The following is a 15330-nucleotide window of genomic DNA, read 5'->3' on the forward strand; positions in this document are numbered from 1 at the left end:
CAACGCGCACTTTGTCAACAATCTGAAACGAGGAGTTTCCCCCTCGTTTTTTATCGTTAAGTATAGCGCGTGCTTACCACTTTTTATTCAGCAGACGGTCGATGCTATACGCGCCAGGACCGGTAATCGCCAGCAGCAGGAATCCGCCAGAAATTGTCAGGTTTTTCATGAACATCAGCGAGTTGACGCCTTCGGCAAAGTTGCTGTGAAATAAAAACGCCGTCAACAGTGTAAAGCCAGCGGTAAACAGCGCGGTGGTGCGAGTCAGGAAACCGAACAGGATTGCCAGACCACCACCGAACTCAAGCAGGATCACCAGCGGCAGCATAAAGCCCGGGACGCCCATTGCTTCCATATATTGTTGAGTACCCGCGTAGCCAGTAATTTTTCCCCAGCCTGCGGTAACGAACAGAATCGGCATTAAAATACGCGCTACCAGTACACCAACATCTTCTAATTTTTTCATCATACTCTCCACTGCGCCACTCAGGCTGCTGATTGTTTTTTTGTGCAAGGGCGCGGTATTAGCGTCATTGCTGTCGATGGAGAGAAGCATAAACGTAGTGAATGGTGATTGTTAGCAAGGAAAACTGTCAAAAATTTTCAAAAAATTTGAGGGATAAGGCCGGAATAGTTCCGGCCAGAGAGGAAGTTAACCGCGAAGCTGTTGCTGATTGAGGGTGGTTTTAACCAGACGCCACGCACTCCAGACGCCAAAACCGCGCCTGGCCCAGCGGACCAGCATATTCGGATGGCGAATCGTCCAGATAGCCATCACGCTGCTGCCGACCAGCGCCCAGGAACGCAGGCTCAACAGCATATTCCAGCGGCGATCATAGGCACCCGTTGCCTCCAGCCAGTCACGCCGACTGGCGGAAAGATCCAACCGTTGCTGCTGGATCTGACGAAGCAGTTGTGCCTTACGTTGTTCACGTTCGACTTTACTGCTCACGGGACTCCTCCTCGAGAAGTTGTCGATCGTTTGCCAGTTCGTGACGCGTATGGCGCAGCAAGGTGGATTTGCGCGACTTGCGTAACGTCCAGATACCGCCGATGAGTGCCAGAAGCAGCAACACCACAGTGGTGGCAATCATTGCATTCAGGCGATATTGCGGATCAACGGCCCAGATAATCAGCACCATCAGGCTCATAAGACCAAATGCAGCGAAAAGCATCGTCAGGCCGAGCATCAGTAAAAGCTGAAAGATATTGGCTTTTTCTTCTTCCAGCTCAACCACCGCCAGCCGCAAACGCGTCTCCACCATTTCGACCATGATGGTGACAATTCGCTGCCCGATGCCCAGAACGCTTTTACCGGGCCCTTGCGCGTGATGAGTTTCCGCCATAATTAACGACGCGACAGCAGAACGCCCAGCACCACGCCGATGGCTGCGCCAATACCAACTCCCGCCCACGGATTTTCACGCACATACTCATCGGCACGCGCCGCCGCGACACGGGTTTGTTTAGCAATCGCGTCACCGGTTTCACCCAGACGATAGCGACTCTGTTTCAGAGCCTGTTCCGCTTTGCTACGAATCTTACTCAGCTCTTCTTTTGACTTTTCGCCAGAGGAGCTAAGCACCTCTTCCAGCGTATCGGACAGGGATTTCAACTCAGCACGCAGATGTTCCGTAGTGTGTTCTTTCGACATAGTTTTCTCCAGGTGAGTAAGTATTAACTATTGGGGATTAGTAGTCGCGCGCTTCCAGCTTTTTCAGCTCTTCCTGCGCTTCTGCCAGTTTCCGTTCGCGTTTAGCAATCTTATCCGCATCGCCTTTTTGTTTCGCCTCGGCTAAATCATGTTTGCGTTCTGCCACTTCATCTTTCTGCTTCGCGATTTTCTTTTGATGATCGGCACGCAACTGGTTATCTGAACAATTCGCCCGCACTTCACTAAGGGCTTTGTTCAGGCCGTTGATACGATTCTGGTTTTGATGTTTTTCGGCATAGCTGATCTCCTTAAGGATATTTTGCTCCTTTTCCTGACAAAGGGTAGTGGCATAACTACTGACACTAAGAGCAAAAAGAGAAACAGCTAAAGCGATGCGGTATTTCATTCTTGAACCTTCCATTGTGACTCGGACCCATTACAGAGGAACGATTGTCCAGACAACGAGGCGGTGGTATTAACCACCGCCTTATTAATCATAGACAGTAACGGTGAAATCACCAAAGTGAGTGATATGTTTCGGATAACAGGAAGTTATCCGAAGCGATGAGAATTGTCCCGCAGCCGGGTCAGCCATTGCATGGCCTGATTATTATCGTCCTGCTGCGCAATGATGTAGCCATGAGGCAATGTTCTATCGAGGACCGCTTTGGCGGCGGCGCTTTGATCGCTGGAATCAAACGTAATCAACAGAGTGTCATTCTTAGGGGTGATGCTTTTGAAAGGAATTCCATGAGCATCAAGGTGATGCCAGATGGAAAAACCGTCCGGCATCGTCGTCCCTTGATGAATGGCGCGGATCGCCAGCGTGGATTCTTGTTGACGAACCGCAGACCAGGCCAGCAGCAGCGTGCCAGCCAGCAATATAGCAGCGCCGAACCAGGCTAGCTGGCGAAGCGACATGCGAGGTATTTGCATCCTTTACCCCCGATTTCCATATTTCTTTTTCCATAAAACAACAAGAGAACCTGCCAGGCCGAACACCAGCAGCACCACCGGGAGCAGCATCAGGCATGACATCAGCTGGTCCTCATACTTCAAAAATACCGGCGTCTTGCCGAGCATGTAACCTAAGGTTGTCAGAATCAACACCCACAGCAGGCCACTCATCCAGTTGAAGAACTGAAAGCGGGCGTTATTCAGCCCTGACAGTCCGGCAATGGTCGGCAGTAATGTTCTGACAAATGCAATAAAGCGACCAATTAACAGCGCAGATAAACCGTGTTTATGAAAAAGATGGTGTGCGCGTTGGTGGTAGTGCGCAGGTAAATGGGATAGCCAGTTTTGTACGGTACGGGTGTTTCCCAGCCATCGCCCCTGTATGTAGCTGACCCAGCAACCGAGGCTGGCCGCAACAGTGAGCAGCATAATAGTCTGCGGGTAACCCATTGCGCCTTTGGCAATCAATACACCGACCAACACCAGCAAGCTGTCGCCTGGTAAAAAGGCCGCTGGAAGCAAGCCGTTTTCGAGGAACAAAATCACAAACAAGACAAAATACAACATGCCAATCATCGACGGATTGGCCAGGGTTTCAAAATCCTGCGCCCACAGGGCTTGCAGCAATTGGGTCAAAAGTTCCATTCATTATTCCTGGTGAATCGGTTAACGCCACGCCGGTTTTAAATGATGCACACCCGTCAGGTTATTGCTGTTGTTGTATATATTGCGGGTCGAGACACCAATACGGCCTGAACTATTCCCTGTTAAAACGTGAGATAAGAAAACATTTAATAGCATAAATTCAAATTGAATCTAATTGTAACAAAGGTCAACGTTGTTCGTTATCAAAATTACATGTCCGTGGAGTCTGATTTTGCTGATTGCAGAGGAGGGTGGCGAGAGGATTTACACAGGCTGACACTTTATACTTTTCGCTTACTGATAAAGCGAACAGGCGCGTTGCTGCGCCTGTCAGAAATGGGCGTTTATTTGCTGCTGTTGGCCACAGTATCCAGATGAACGACAGGATTCTCGGCGAACAAATAGCGGTCGGCATTGAATTCGAAATCGTCACTGGTTTCGTTAAACAACATAATTTTGGTATTTTCCAGATGCTGCCACATTGCAAGTTTGGCGGCATGAGGATCTTTGCGTATCAACGCTTTGAGGATCTGATCGTGGTCATCACACCAGTTATCGACGGTACGGGAATCAATGTGCTCGTGCAATTTTTTCCAGTACGGGTTATGACTACGCTGGGTCCACATTTTCTCAACGATGGCAGCCAGTGCAGAGTTCTGCGTCGCTAATGCGACCTGAATATGAAACTGCAAATCCCACTCGGAATCACGGAAGCATTGTTCGCCGCGCGCCTGTTCCTGGATGGCCATCAGTTTCATGATGTCCTGTTTCGTTACCTGGGTTGCAGCAAACTCGGCAATATTGCTTTCGATAAGTTGACGTGCCTGGAGCAGTTCAAACGGACCGTAATTGGCAAATTCCATATTCGCGTCCGCCGCCTGCTGATGGCGAGGCTGGTTGGAAACCACATGAATTCCCGAGCCTTTGCGTACTTCTACATAGCCCTCGACTTCAAGCATGATGATGGCTTCACGAACCACGGTGCGGCTGACGTTTTTTTCATCAGAAATAAAACGTTCGGCGGGCAGTTTATCACCCACCAGATAGACGCCCTGCTCGATGCGCTCTTTCAGGTCAGCGGCGAGCTGTTGGTACAAACGGCGTGGTTCAGTGATTTCCATATGCGCTCCAGGCATGATACGGCAGACTATATTTGTTATACCACTTTTGCGAGCTTAGCTCTACTCGCAGTGGTGAAAAAGCCGCCTGAGAAGGCGGCTTTGAAGGGAAACTAAAACTTACATTTAGCGTTAATGTTGCGGTGCGGGATCGTTATGTGTTTCCTGCGCCACCTCAATCGCCGGTTTGTTCTGCAACACGGTCCAGATAACCAGCGCACCTAACAGGTCGAACACTGCGAGTACTGCGAACAGCGGGCTGAAGCCGATGGTGTCAGCCAGTGCACCTACAACCAGCGCAAAAAGCGTACTTGCCAGCCATGCGGACATCCCGGTCAGACCGTTCGCCGTTGCCACTTCGTTACGACCAAACACGTCAGAAGAGAGGGTAATCAGCGCGCCAGACAGTGCCTGGTGAGCAAAACCACCGATACACAGCAGCATAATCGCGACATACGGGTTGGTGAACAGACCGATCATACCTGGGCCAATCATCAGTACCGCACCCAGTGTTACCACCATCTTACGGGAAACAATCAGGTTCACACCAAACCAACGCTGGAACAGTGGCGGCAGGTAACCACCGAGGATACAACCCAGGTCAGCAAACAGCATTGGCATCCAGGCGAACATCGCGATCTCTTTCAGGTTAAAGCCGTATACTTTAAACATGAACAGCGGGATCCACGCGTTGAAAGTACCCCAGGCCGGTTCAGCCAGGAAGCGCGGTAATGCGATACCCCAGAACTGACGGTTACGCAGGATCTGACCAACGGACATTTTCTTCGCCGCGCCAACCTGGTGCTGGGCTTCCTGACCATTAATAATGTAGTCACGTTCTTCATCGGTCAGATGTTTCTGGTCGCGTGGATGTTTATAGAAAATCAGCCATGCCATCGCCCAGATAAAGCTCAACGCACCGGAGATAATAAATGCCATCTGCCAGCTGTGCATGACGATTGCCCATACCACCAGCGGCGGCGCAATCATCGCACCAATTGAGGAACCAACGTTAAAGTAACCTACTGCGATGGAGCGTTCTTTCGCCGGGAACCATTCGGAACTGGCTTTCAGACCTGCAGGGATCATCGCTGCTTCTGCCGCACCTACCGCACCACGGGCAATCGCCAGACCGCCCCAGCTACCAGCCAGTGCAGTTGCGCCACAGAATACCGCCCACAACACGGCAAACATTGCGTAACCGATTTTTGTCCCCAGAACATCCAGAACATAACCCGCTACAGGTTGCATGACCGTATATGCAGCAGAATAGGCTGCGATGATGTAGGAATACTGTTGGGTGGAGATGTTTAACTCTTCCATCAGAGTTGGTGCAGCTGCCGCCACAGTGTTACGCGTCAGGTAACCGAGCACGGTGCCGAGCGTCACCAATGCGATCATGTACCAACGTAACCCTTTAATTTTACGCATGTAAAACCTCATCGTTTTGTTATATCCGCAATAAGCGCGGTCATCATCCTGCCTGGGGCAGAGGATGTTAGTTACGACCGGATGACCGAAAAAAAAACCGGTACACCCCGAACGCTGCCATGAAAGTTTCGTGCTAATTCGGCTTCCGTACCGGTCAACCCAATCCATCTAACAAATGAATGAATCGGCAATTTGCATTCCGTCGACTTATGATTCGCGACGGCAGAAAGATAACTTGTCATACAACTTTAAAAGGTGAGAGCCATCACAAATGTGGGAATATTTGTAGGGGCATTACTGGATGAGAGTGAAGCCAGAACTGGCGCGGCTTGCAGAGGGATTTACCACTTTGAGAGTAATTTTTTTAACTACGTTTATTGATCTAACTCACGAAAATATCTTCGGGCTCTGGAAATTGGTGTGATAACTTTGTCAGCATCGCACCCTAAGCAAGCTAGCTCACTCGTTGAGAGGAAGACGATAATGACTCCGTTTATGACTGAAGATTTCCTGTTAGATACTGAATTTGCCCGCCGTCTGTATCACGACTACGCAAAAGACCAGCCGATTTTCGACTACCACTGCCATTTACCGCCGCAGCAAATCGCAGAAGACTATCGCTTTAAGAATCTGTATGACATCTGGCTGAAAGGCGACCACTACAAATGGCGTGCAATGCGTACCAATGGTGTTGCTGAGCGCCTGTGTACTGGTGATGCATCTGACCGTGAGAAGTTTGATGCCTGGGCGGCGACCGTTCCGCACACGATCGGTAACCCGTTATACCACTGGACGCACCTCGAACTGCGTCGTCCGTTTGGTATCACTGGCAAACTGCTGTCTCCGTCTACCGCAGATGAAATCTGGAACGAATGTAACGAACTGCTGGCGCAGGACAAATTCTCCGCGCGCGGCATCATGCAGCAGATGAACGTGAAAATGGTCGGCACCACCGACGACCCGATCGACTCTCTGGAGCATCACGCAGAGATCGCCAAAGACGGCTCTTTCACTATTAAAGTGCTGCCGAGCTGGCGTCCGGATAAAGCCTTCAACATTGAACAGGCGACCTTTAACGACTACATGGCGAAGCTGGGTGAAGTTTCCGATACCGACATTCGCCGCTTTGCAGACCTGCAAACTGCCCTGACCAAACGTCTGGATCACTTCGCGGCTCACGGCTGTAAAGTGTCTGACCACGCGCTGGATGTGGTGATGTTTGCCGAAGCGAACGAAGCGGAACTGGATAGCATCCTGGCACGTCGTCTGGCAGGCGAAACCCTGAGTGAGCATGAAGTCGCACAGTTCAAAACTGCGGTGCTGGTATTCCTGGGCGCCGAATACGCACGTCGCGGCTGGGTACAGCAGTACCACATTGGCGCGCTGCGTAATAACAACCTGCGTCAGTTCAAACTGCTGGGGCCGGATGTCGGCTTTGACTCCATCAACGACCGTCCGATGGCGGAAGAACTGTCTAAGCTGCTGAGCAAACAGAATGAAGAAAACCTGCTGCCGAAAACCATTCTCTACTGCCTGAACCCGCGCGATAACGAAGTGCTGGGCACCATGATCGGTAACTTCCAGGGCGAAGGTATGCCGGGCAAAATGCAGTTTGGTTCCGGCTGGTGGTTTAACGATCAGAAAGACGGTATGGAACGTCAGATGACCCAACTGGCGCAGCTCGGTCTGCTGAGCCGCTTTGTCGGTATGCTGACTGACAGCCGTAGCTTCCTGTCATATACCCGTCACGAATACTTCCGCCGCATTCTGTGCCAGATGATTGGCCGCTGGGTGGAAGCGGGCGAAGCACCGGCGGACATCAACCTGCTGGGCGAGATGGTGAAAAATATTTGCTTTAACAATGCGCGTGACTACTTCGCCATTGAACTGAACTAAGGTCTGGGGTTGATATGCAATACATCAAGATCCATGCGCTGGATAACGTCGCGGTCGCTTTAGCGGATTTGGCTGAAGGCACAGAAATCAGTGTCGATAACCAGACCGTAACGCTGCGCCAGGATGTTGCTCGTGGACATAAATTTGCGTTAACGGATATCGCAAAAGGGGCCAACGTCATCAAATATGGCCTGCCGATTGGTTATGCATTGGCGGATATTGCGGCGGGGGAACACGTTCACGCCCACAATACGCGCACGAATCTGAGCGATCTGGATCAGTATCGCTATCAACCTGATTTTCAGGATCTGCCTGCGCAAGCGGCAGATCGTGAAGTGCAGATCTATCGTCGCGCTAACGGTGATGTCGGGGTACGTAACGAGTTGTGGATCCTGCCGACCGTGGGCTGCGTCAACGGCATCGCGCGACAGATCCAGAACCGTTTTTTGAAAGAGACGAACAACGCTGAAGGTACCGACGGCGTGTTCCTCTTCAGCCACACCTACGGCTGCTCGCAGCTGGGCGACGATCACATTAATACCCGCACCATGCTGCAAAACATGGTGCGTCATCCGAACGCAGGCGCCGTGTTGGTCATTGGTCTGGGCTGTGAAAACAACCAGGTTGATGCTTTCCGTGAAACGCTGGGCGATATCGATCCTGAACGCGTTCATTTCATGATCTGCCAACAGCAGGATGATGAGATTGAAGCCGGGATCGAGCATTTGCATCAGCTGTATAACGTGATGCGCAACGATAAACGCGAGCCGGGCAAACTCAGCGAACTGAAGTTTGGTCTGGAGTGCGGCGGTTCTGACGGTCTTTCCGGTATTACTGCTAACCCAATGCTGGGGCGTTTCTCTGATTACGTCATCGCTAACGGCGGCACTACCGTGCTGACCGAAGTACCGGAAATGTTCGGCGCAGAGCAGTTACTGATGGACCATTGTCGCGATGAAGCGACGTTTGAAAAACTGGTCACTATGGTCAACGACTTCAAACAGTACTTTATTGCCCATGACCAGCCGATCTACGAAAACCCATCGCCGGGGAACAAAGCGGGTGGTATCACCACGCTGGAAGATAAATCTCTCGGCTGTACGCAGAAAGCGGGCTCCAGCCAGGTGGTAGACGTGCTGCGCTACGGCGAACGTTTGAAAACACCAGGGCTGAACCTGTTAAGCGCGCCGGGTAACGATGCCGTAGCGACCAGCGCCCTGGCGGGTGCGGGCTGCCACATGGTGCTGTTTAGTACCGGTCGCGGCACGCCGTACGGCGGATTTGTACCGACGGTGAAAATCGCCACCAACAGCGAACTGGCAGCGAAGAAAAAACACTGGATCGACTTTGACGCGGGTCAGCTGATCCACGGTAAAGCGATGCCGCAGTTGCTGGAAGAATTTATCGATACCATCGTTGAGTTTGCCAACGGTAAGCAAACCTGTAACGAGCGTAACGACTTCCGCGAACTGGCGATCTTCAAAAGCGGCGTAACGCTATAAAGTCGAAATGAGTTGTTAATAAAAAACGGCGTTTCATAATGTGAAGCGCCGTTTGCTTTTCCATACCTGCTAAGGATTTATCATGACCGCGTATTGGCTGGCCCAGGGCGTGGGTGTCATCGCCTTTCTGATTGGTATTACAACATTCTTCAACCGCGATGAACGTCGCTTCAAAATTCAGCTTTCCATCTATAGCGTATTTATCGGCATACATTTTTTCCTGATGGGCGTCTTCCCGGCGGGGGCCAGCTCAATCCTCAATGCTATCCGTACGTTAATTACTCTGCGTACCCGTAGTTTATGGATAATGGCGATCTTCATCGTGCTGACGGGAGGAGTTGGTCTGGCGAAGTTCCATCATCCGATGGAGCTGCTGCCGGTCATTGGCACGATTGTCAGTACCTGGGCGCTATTTCGCTTTAAAGGACTGACCATGCGCTGCGTGATGTGGTTTTCTACTTGTTGCTGGTTAACTCACAACATTTGGGCCGGGTCGATTGGTGGCACGATGATTGAGGGTAGTTTTCTGCTAATGAATGGCCTGAACATCATTCGTTTCTGGCGTATGCAGAGAAGGGGAATTGATCCGTTTAAAGTGGAGAAAACCCCTTCCGCCGTAGACGAAAGGGGCTAAGCATTAGTTTCGCAGGGCGCTATTTGCCAGACGTGCATCTTCCGCCTGGCACGCCGCTGCGGTGAACAGCACGTCAGTTGAAGAGTTCAGCGCGGTTTCGCAGGAGTCCTGCAATACGCCGATGATAAAGCCGACGGCAACCACCTGCATGGCGATATCGTTCGGAATACCGAACATATTACAGGCCAGCGGGATCAGCAGCAGAGAACCACCTGCCACGCCGGAAGCACCACAGGCGCACAGAGAAGCCACTACGCTCAACAGCAGCGCTGTGGGCAGATCCACCGGAATACCCAGCGTATTAACCGCAGCCAGCGTCAACACGGTAATGGTAATGGCTGCGCCTGCCATATTGATGGTGGCACCCAGCGGAATAGAAACGGAATAGGTATCGCGGTCCAGATTCAGCTTTTCACACAATGCCATGTTTACCGGAATATTCGCCGCCGAGCTACGGGTGAAAAAGGCGTATACACCACTTTCGCGCAGGCACAACAGTACCAGCGGGAATGGGTTACGACGAATTTTCCACCACACCAGCAATGGGTTGACCACCAGCGCCACCAGCAACATACAGCCAACCAGCACGACCAGCAGTTGCGCGTAGCCCCACAGTGTGGAGAAACCAGTGGTTGCCAGCGTAGAAGAAACCAGACCAAAAATACCGATTGGTGCGAAACGAATCACCAGTTTCACCATAAAGGTAACGGCATTCGACATATCGTTGACCAGGTTTTTGGTGGTTTCGTTACCGTGACGCAGAGCGAAACCAAGGCCAATGGCCCACACCAGAATCCCGATGTAGTTACCTTTCAGCAGGGCGTCGATGGGGTTGGAAACCATGCTCAACACCAGCCCACGCATCACTTCCACGATGCCTGACGGCGGCGAAATATCGCCCGCGCTACTGGACAAATGCAGGGTAGAAGGGAAGGCGAAGCTGAAGACAACCGCAGCCAGCGCGGCAGAGAAAGTACCCAGCAGATAGAGGAACAAAATAGGGCGGATATTGGTTTTCTGCCCGTGCTGGTGGTTAGCGATGGAAGCCATTACCAGCATCAGCACCAGAATTGGCGCTACAGCTTTCAATGCACCAACGAACAAAGTGCCTAACAGACCGACAGCTTCAGCCGCCGGTTTTGAGATCCATGCCAGGAGAATCCCCAGAACAAGGCCGACCAGGATTTGTTTTACCAGGCTGCCATGAGCCAGACGCCGGAATAGCCCCGGTGAACGTTGCGTAGTCATTTTTCGATCCTTTCATTGTGTTGTCGCACATCCCTGGTGCGTTCTGTCGACGCATCTTTCAGGATGTAACAAAGTGTTTGCAAGGTCGAGTATAAGGAAAGTTACAGCTTCGGGAAGCGAAAAATGCTGGATTTTAAAGAGAGGTCATATTTTGCAACTTAATGCTTACATTTATTTGACATAAACAGAAGGAAGGACTGGCTACTAAGGCTGATTAGATAACATATGGGCAAACTATTTGGAATATGAGAACGGTTGCGCTCCTTTAATGTGCTATGCCATATAAAGTCACTGGCGCAGGGAGCGCGCAGGGGGCGGCCAATCGCCGCCGCCCCCTGCACCCGTGCGGTCTTTTTGTAAAGAGCTATAAGCCGATTACATAATTAGTAGCTCATCTTTGTCTGGAATGAGTTATCTCTGGTAATGGCTTAATATACAGCGAATCATTCTCCCCGCTGCTTATCATGCCGATAATTCACCCACGCGTTGATAATAAATGTCATCACCAGAATGCCAAACACCACGCCCAGCGAAACGGCGATCGGAATATGGTAGAAGTCGACAATCAGCATCTTGATACCGATAAACACCAGAATCACCGCCAGGCCATATTTGAGCATCGAGAAACGCTCTGCTACGCCCGCCAGCAGGAAATACATCGCACGCAGGCCGAGGATCGCAAACAAGTTTGAGGTCAGCACAATAAACGGGTCGGTAGTCACGGCGAAGATAGCCGGAATGCTATCCACGGCGAAAATCACGTCGCTCAACTCCACCAGTATCAGCACCAGCATCAGCGGCGTGGCATACAACAAGCCATTCTTACGCACAAAGAAATGCTCGTTGTCGATGGTGTCGGTCATACGCAAATGACCGCGCAGCCAGCGCACCAACGGCTTGTCGCCAATCCCTGATTCATCTTCATGGGCGAGCGCCATCTTCACGCCAGTAAACAGCAGGAAGGCACCGAAGATATACAGGATCCAGTCGAACTGCGAAATCAGCCAACTACCGGTGAAGATCATGATGGTACGCAGAACAATCGCCCCGAGCACGCCATACACCAGCACGCGCCGTTGTAACGCCGCCGGAACAGAGAAATAGCTGAACAACATCAGCCAGACAAAGACGTTATCGACCGCCAGCGATTTCTCAATCAGATAACCGGTGAGGAAGGCCAGTGCCTGCGGGTCCGCGACTTCGCGCCCCTGCGTCTGGACTAAATACCACCAGAAAGCGGCGTTAAACAGTAACGAAAGGGTCACCCACACCAGCGACCAGGCCGCAGCCTGTTTCATGGTCATGGCATGCGCGCCACGACGCCCCTGCAACAACAGGTCGATAGCCAGCATAATGGCGACAACAACAGCGAATCCGCCCCATAGCAACGGCGTGCCGACAGTATTCATAGAAGTTCCTTACACATAAAAAAACGGCCAACGTCGGAAGACGTCAGCCGCTGCTTTTTATGCATAGACCTCGCCTTCCGGCAAGGTCTCACTTACAACAAAAAAGGAATACGTCTGCGTATTCCTTTCAGATTGGTGACAAAGTGCCTGCGTTTATGCCGGATGCGGCGTGAACGCCTTATCCGGCCTACAAAATCATGCGAATTCAAAAGATTGCAGGAACTATGTAGGCCTGATAAGCGTAGCGCATCAGGCAATTTTGCGTTTGTCATCAGTCTCAAAGGAATACGTCTGCGTATACCTTTCGGGTTGCCCGGTGACCGGATGTGTTTTTTCACACATCGTAATGACGATCGACCGGCAATGAAGTTACTCCCCTTTGCAGGTAACAAAGTATGACAGACCATTCATCCAGTCAATGGTCTGTTACATGCCTTTTACACTGCTTTACGGTAACCATTATTGCTTTACGCTATCTGCCGGAAAAATCACCCCAGTCTGGCGGCGGATCTCGGTCAGCAGTTTGGCAGTGATGCGACTGACCGCCAGCCCCGGATGATTAATCAGATGCTCATCCACCAGTTCAGCAAACAGCTCTGCTTCGTAGAGCATGGTATTAATATGCTGTGGCTGAGTGAGATCCTGCATCTGGCTGCCGCGCGGCACAAAGCAGACTTTCTGGCATTCAGAGAGTTTTTCAATCACCAGCGATCCTGCTTCGCCCTGAATCTCGCTCGCCAGGACAGAATCACTGACTTTTGAGTGCTGCAACGTAACGCTGAAATCACCGTAATCCATCACCACCACGCCGTGGGCATCCACGCCGCTTGCCAGCAAACTGGCGGTTGCCTGCACGCTTTTCGGTTCACCGAATAATGCCACCGCCGACGCCAGGCAGTAAAAGCCGATATCCATAATCGAACCGTTAGAGAACGCCGGGTTAAAGGTGTTGGGATTCTCACCATCCAGATAACGTTGATACCGCGAGGAATACTGGCAATAGTTGAAAAAGACTTTCCGCAGTTTGCCGACTTTTGGCAGCGCCTGGCGTAACAGATGAAAGTTAGGCAGGCAGGCCGTTTTAAATGCTTCAAACAGCACCACCTGATTTTCCCGCGCACAGGCAATGGCCGCATCCACTTCCGCCAAATTCGACGCCAGTGGTTTCTCGCAAATCACATGGATTTTGTGGCTCAGAAAAAGCTGCGTCTGGGAAAAGTGCAGGGCATTCGGGCTGGCAATATACACCGCGTCAATGGCATCGCTTTCCGCCATCGCTTCCAGCGACGTAAACAGATGCTCGACAGAAAACTCATTGGCGAAGTGCTGGGCCTGTTCAAGGCTGCGGGAATAGACGGCGGTTAACTTATATTTACCGCTCTCATGTGCGGCCTCCACGAACTGGTGAGTGATCCAGTTCGTACCAATCACAGCGAAACGTATCATAACGCGTGGATACTCCATAAAGGGATTCTGCCGTCAATGTAGCACGCCTTTTTCATCTTCGACGTGCGCGGATACGCATTATTTCTGCGCCGGACAACCATGCTCACTAAACGGACCAATCATGACCGACGGCCCGAGATATTTTGGCTGGCGATGGAGGATTTTTGCGTCTATCACCGCTCTAACCCTGGCGAGTTTCTCCCGCAGCTGAGTATACAAACCGTGCTTCATATTCAGGTCTGGCGCGTTAAACCCGATAGCATCGATGCCGTACTGTTTTGCCAGCCAGATGGCGCGTTGGTTATGAAATTCCTGCGAGATAATGGTGATATGGTTTTCCCCAAACACTTTATTGGCACGTACCACTGAATCAAGCGTTGAGAATCCGGCATAGTCACAGAAGATCACTTTTGCCGGTACGCCCTTAGCGATCAAAGCCTGCTGCATGCCTGACGCTTCATCGTAATTTTTACGTCCGTTGTCGCCACTGACCAGCAACCATTTCACTTTTCCTGCGTGGTACAACTCTGCGGCGGTATCAATACGTCGGGTAAAGTAGCGATTACCCGGTCTCGCCCCCAGCAATAAACCCACGTTACGTGCCGGAACGGCGTTGACATCGCTCCAGGTGAGTTGTTGGCTGGCGTTGACCATTGCCCGATCGGCGATAAAAATCGTCGCGCCTGCTACAAGCAACAATAAACAGGTAATTTTGAGAGTCCGGCGAGAAAAACAAATGCGGCGAAGAAGGCGGGCAAATGCGCGCAGCATGGTCGTTATCCTTAACGATAGAGGGGAGGTCGATTTTAGGCGCTAAAGGAGGAAAAGATAGCGCCTGCGATCATTTTCAGATTTTGGCCTGCTCAAGCGTAAGCTGCGTCAGCCACAGACGGGTGTCGAACTCAAGCTGGTGGTACTGCGGTTCCATATGGCAGCACAACTGATAGAACGCTTTGTTATGTTCTTTCTCTTTCAGATGCGCCAGCTCGTGCACCACAATCATGCGCAAAAACGGTTCTGGCGCGTTGCGAAACACGGTGGCGACGCGGATCTCCGCCTTCGCTTTCAGCTTGCCACCTTGCACACGTGAAACAGCGGTATGTAACCCGAGCGCGTTTTTCAGCACGTGGATCTTATTGTCATACATCACTTTATTGATCGGCGGGGCATTGCGCAGAAACTGATTTTTCAGATCCTGAGTATATTGCCAGAGGGCTTTATCGGTGGCGTAGTTGTGCGTTCCCGGATAGCGTTTTGCCAGCACATCGCCCAGACGCTGTTCATTAATCAGCGTGCGCACCTGGGAAAGTAGCTGCTCGGGATAACCCTGAAGATAAGTAAGATTGCTCATAACCGCCCACGAAAAAGAGAAAAAGGGTATACTCACGCA

At 51.4% G+C, this 15330-nt stretch carries 17 protein-coding genes and 1 pseudogene; 4 read left to right on the forward strand and 14 right to left on the reverse strand.

The annotated features are described in order from the left end of the window. Window positions 1-73: 73 nt before the first annotated feature. The 9 genes from FFT88_RS16455 to exuT form a co-directional block, all read right to left on the reverse strand. Window positions 74-466: a DoxX family protein gene (locus FFT88_RS16455; RefSeq protein ID WP_135488730.1), complete on the reverse strand. Its 393-nt coding sequence runs from the start codon at window positions 464-466 to the stop codon at window positions 74-76. Between the two features lie 186 nt (window positions 467-652). After that, entirely contained in the window at window positions 653-952 is a 300-nt protein-coding gene (locus tag FFT88_RS16460; protein WP_130218279.1) for a YqjK-like family protein, read from the reverse strand. After that, entirely contained in the window at window positions 942-1346 is a 405-nt protein-coding gene (locus FFT88_RS16465; protein WP_130223850.1) for a phage holin family protein, read from the reverse strand. Before FFT88_RS16465 ends, FFT88_RS16460 begins: the two co-directional genes overlap by 11 nt. 2 nt (window positions 1347-1348) lie before the next feature. Continuing rightward, on the reverse strand, window positions 1349-1654 hold the full coding sequence (locus FFT88_RS16470) for a YqjD family protein (RefSeq protein ID WP_064529583.1): 306 nt from the start codon (window positions 1652-1654) through the stop codon (window positions 1349-1351). Window positions 1655-1691: 37 nt separating this feature from the next. Continuing rightward, a complete protein-coding gene (gene yqjC / locus FFT88_RS16475; protein WP_130210388.1) occupies window positions 1692-2060 on the reverse strand; it encodes a DUF1090 family protein YqjC in 369 nt (122 codons plus the stop codon). A 146-nt stretch (window positions 2061-2206) separates the two neighbouring features. Beyond that, window positions 2207-2590: an EnvZ/OmpR regulon moderator MzrA gene (mzrA, locus tag FFT88_RS16480; RefSeq protein ID WP_130210390.1), complete on the reverse strand. Its 384-nt coding sequence runs from the start codon at window positions 2588-2590 to the stop codon at window positions 2207-2209. 3 nt (window positions 2591-2593) lie between these two features. Further along, window positions 2594-3256, reverse strand: a complete 663-nt coding sequence (gene yqjA, locus FFT88_RS16485; RefSeq protein WP_064529586.1) for a DedA family general envelope maintenance protein YqjA — start codon at window positions 3254-3256, stop codon at window positions 2594-2596. A 344-nt stretch (window positions 3257-3600) separates the two neighbouring features. Then, the gene (gene exuR / locus FFT88_RS16490; protein WP_064529587.1) at window positions 3601-4377 is read right to left on the reverse strand and encodes a transcriptional regulator ExuR; all 777 of its coding nucleotides are present in this window, start codon (window positions 4375-4377) and stop codon (window positions 3601-3603) included. Between the two features lie 129 nt (window positions 4378-4506). Next, window positions 4507-5805 (reverse strand): hexuronate transporter ExuT, encoded by a 1299-nt coding sequence (exuT, locus tag FFT88_RS16495; protein ID WP_130218273.1) that lies wholly within the window; start codon window positions 5803-5805, stop codon window positions 4507-4509. A gap of 483 nt (window positions 5806-6288) precedes the next feature. Here exuT and uxaC point away from each other — a divergent pair, with 483 nt between their 5' ends. From uxaC to FFT88_RS16510, 3 genes are all read left to right on the forward strand, one after another. Beyond that, window positions 6289-7701: a glucuronate isomerase gene (gene uxaC / locus FFT88_RS16500; protein WP_053292087.1), complete on the forward strand. Its 1413-nt coding sequence runs from the start codon at window positions 6289-6291 to the stop codon at window positions 7699-7701. A gap of 14 nt (window positions 7702-7715) precedes the next feature. Further along, window positions 7716-9203, forward strand: a complete 1488-nt coding sequence (gene uxaA / locus FFT88_RS16505) for an altronate dehydratase (protein WP_130218271.1) — start codon at window positions 7716-7718, stop codon at window positions 9201-9203. Between the two features lie 82 nt (window positions 9204-9285). Then, on the forward strand, window positions 9286-9837 hold the full coding sequence (locus FFT88_RS16510) for a YgjV family protein (RefSeq protein ID WP_130210398.1): 552 nt from the start codon (window positions 9286-9288) through the stop codon (window positions 9835-9837). Window positions 9838-9840: 3 nt separating this feature from the next. Here FFT88_RS16510 and sstT read toward each other — a convergent pair whose 3' ends face one another. Together sstT and alx are read right to left on the reverse strand one after the other, a co-directional pair. After that, complete coding sequence (gene sstT, locus FFT88_RS16515; protein WP_135403914.1) at window positions 9841-11085, reverse strand: serine/threonine transporter SstT; 1245 nt, start codon at window positions 11083-11085, stop codon at window positions 9841-9843. A gap of 443 nt (window positions 11086-11528) precedes the next feature. Further along, window positions 11529-12494: a TerC family membrane protein Alx gene (alx, locus tag FFT88_RS16520; protein ID WP_001098819.1), complete on the reverse strand. Its 966-nt coding sequence runs from the start codon at window positions 12492-12494 to the stop codon at window positions 11529-11531. Window positions 12495-12651: 157 nt separating this feature from the next. Between alx and FFT88_RS25860 the strand changes: the two are divergent. Next, a pseudogene (locus FFT88_RS25860) lies at window positions 12652-12750 on the forward strand (hypothetical protein); the annotation flags it as partial. Between the two features lie 203 nt (window positions 12751-12953). Here the strand turns inward: FFT88_RS25860 and FFT88_RS16525 are convergent. The 3 genes from FFT88_RS16525 to FFT88_RS16535 form a co-directional block, all read right to left on the reverse strand. Then, window positions 12954-13940 (reverse strand): Gfo/Idh/MocA family oxidoreductase, encoded by a 987-nt coding sequence (locus FFT88_RS16525; protein WP_130218265.1) that lies wholly within the window; start codon window positions 13938-13940, stop codon window positions 12954-12956. Window positions 13941-14018: 78 nt separating this feature from the next. Beyond that, the gene (locus FFT88_RS16530) at window positions 14019-14711 is read right to left on the reverse strand and encodes a vancomycin high temperature exclusion protein (RefSeq protein ID WP_135403916.1); all 693 of its coding nucleotides are present in this window, start codon (window positions 14709-14711) and stop codon (window positions 14019-14021) included. A gap of 76 nt (window positions 14712-14787) precedes the next feature. Beyond that, the gene (locus FFT88_RS16535; protein ID WP_135403917.1) at window positions 14788-15291 is read right to left on the reverse strand and encodes a M48 family metallopeptidase; all 504 of its coding nucleotides are present in this window, start codon (window positions 15289-15291) and stop codon (window positions 14788-14790) included. Window positions 15292-15330: the final 39 nt, after the last annotated feature.

Source organism: Escherichia sp. E4930 (genome assembly GCF_005845405.1).
GTDB lineage: Bacteria > Pseudomonadota > Gammaproteobacteria > Enterobacterales > Enterobacteriaceae > Escherichia.